General features: G+C 73.5%; 2 protein-coding genes. One reads left to right on the top strand and one right to left on the bottom strand.

Annotated features, from left to right (window positions below):
- The coding region (locus tag E1283_RS35730; protein WP_132822319.1) for an IclR family transcriptional regulator at positions 1-828 on the bottom strand (828 nt) is incomplete at its 3' end.
- A 74-nt stretch (positions 829-902) separates the two neighbouring features.
- Between E1283_RS35730 and E1283_RS35725 the strand changes: the two genes are divergently transcribed.
- Positions 903-1,904 (top strand): DUF1177 domain-containing protein, encoded by a 1,002-nt coding sequence (locus E1283_RS35725; RefSeq protein ID WP_132822318.1) that lies wholly within the window; start codon positions 903-905, stop codon positions 1,902-1,904.
- The last annotated feature ends 3 nt before the right edge of the window (positions 1,905-1,907 follow it).

The following is a 1,907-nucleotide window of genomic DNA, read 5'->3' as shown; positions in this document are numbered from 1 at the left end:
GGTGCGGGCGCCGGGGAGGCGGGGCCTGACCGGGGTCAGCACCCGGCCGAGCCGTTCCGCTGCCTGGATCAGCGGCGGGACGAGTTCCTCCTTGCGGGCCGGCAGCACGTCGAGCGGGCCGACCAGGGAGAGCGTGCCCACCGGCCGGCGTCCGACCAGCACCGGGGCGGCGAGCGCCGCGGTCTCGGCGTCGTACTCGCCGTCCGAGTAGGCGTAGCCGCTGCGCCTGACCTCGGCGAACCGTTCCTCCAGGCGCGCCGGGTCGGTCAGCGTGCGGTCGCTGAAGCGCGCCATCGGGCGGCCGTAGAGGAGCGCCGCGCGATCTCCGGACGGCAGCATGCCGAAGTACGCTCGGGAGGTGGCGCCGGCGTGCGCCGGGTAGAGCTCGCCGGCCAGCGCGTAGTAGCGCAGTGGCCCGGCCGGGCCCTCGGCCGCCGCCACGCAGCGCATGTGCACGCCGTCCGGCACCGCGAACAGTGTGCCGACGCCGACCGCGTCGGCCGTGGCCCGCAGCGTCGGGGTGACGAGGGTGGCGAGGCCGCCGTCCCGTTCCCACGCCCTGGCCAGGTGCCAGACGGCCGGGCCGAGGTGGTAGCGGCGCGAGCGCGGGTCGGAGACGAGGAAGCCGCGGTAGGCGAGGGCGGCCAGCAGCCGCTGGGCGACGGACTTGTCGAGGCCGAACTCGGTGGCGACCTCGGTGACGCCCCACTCCGGGTGTTCCCGGTCGAAGGCGAGCAGCACGTTGAGGACGCGGTCGGCGGTCTGAAGCGGCGGTGGCGCGTCGGGGGCGCTGCCGCCCTGCTGCGTTACCGGTGGGTGTTCAGGCATGGCCAAAGTGTAAAGCGTCTCTCATTGAGAGAAACAGTTGCGTATTGCGCGACAGAAGGCAGATTCTGCGAAGCATGCTCAAACACGTGATCGAAGTCATCGAGCTGCTCGACCGCCCGGAGACCAGCGGCACCCTGCTCGCCGACCACCTCCGCGCCGTGCACGGCGCCGCCACCCGCTCCGACGCCTCCGCAGCCGACGCGCCACCCGCGCCCCGCTTCGAGGTCAGGACGGTCCAGGGCGACAAGGGCAGCACGGACTTCGTACACGTGACGATTCCCGGCCGCCGCGGTCGGGTCGGCGGCGGGGACGCCCCCACCCTCGGCATCCTCGGCCGCCTCGGCGGCGCCGGCGCCCGCCCGGAGCGGATCGGCCTCGTCTCGGACGCGGACGGCGCGGTCGCCGCGCTCTCCGCCGCCGCCAAGCTGCTCGACATGCACGCCCGCGGCGACGTCCTCGACGGCGACGTGCGGATCTCCACCCACGTCACCGGCTGGGCCCCCACCCAGCCGCACGACCCGGTGCCGTTCATGGACTCGCCGATCGACATGGAGACCTGCAACCGCGAAGAGGTCTCCGCCGAGATGGACGCCATCGTGTCCATCGACACCACCAAGGGCAACCGGCTGCTCAACCACCGCGGCGTCGCCCTCTCCCCGACGATCTGCCGCGGCTGGATCCTGCGCGTCAGCGAGGACCTGCTGTCCGTGCTGGAGACCGTCACCGGCCAGTCGGCCAGGGTGCTCCCCGTCACCACCCAGGACATCACCCCCTACGGCAACGGGGTGCACCACATCAACTCGATCCTGCAGCCCGCCACCGCCACGGACGCCCCCGTCGTCGGCCTGGCCATCACCGCCGAGACCGCGGTGGCCGGCTGCGCCACCGGTGCCAGCCACGAGACCGACATCGCGGCCGCCGCCCGGTTCGCGATCGAGACCGCCAAGGCCTTCGGCACCGGCGCCGCCCACTTCCACGACCCGGCCGAACTCAGCCGGCTCATCGAGCTCTACGGGCCGATGACCCGCCTGCAGACCCCGCCCCCGGCCGCACCGGAGTCCCCGGAGACCAGATGAACC

Source organism: Streptomyces hainanensis (assembly GCF_004348415.1).
GTDB lineage: Bacteria > Actinomycetota > Actinomycetes > Streptomycetales > Streptomycetaceae > Streptomyces > Streptomyces hainanensis.
The sequence above is the reverse complement of the archived record's forward strand: the minus strand, read 5'-3'. Positions and strand labels throughout refer to the sequence as shown.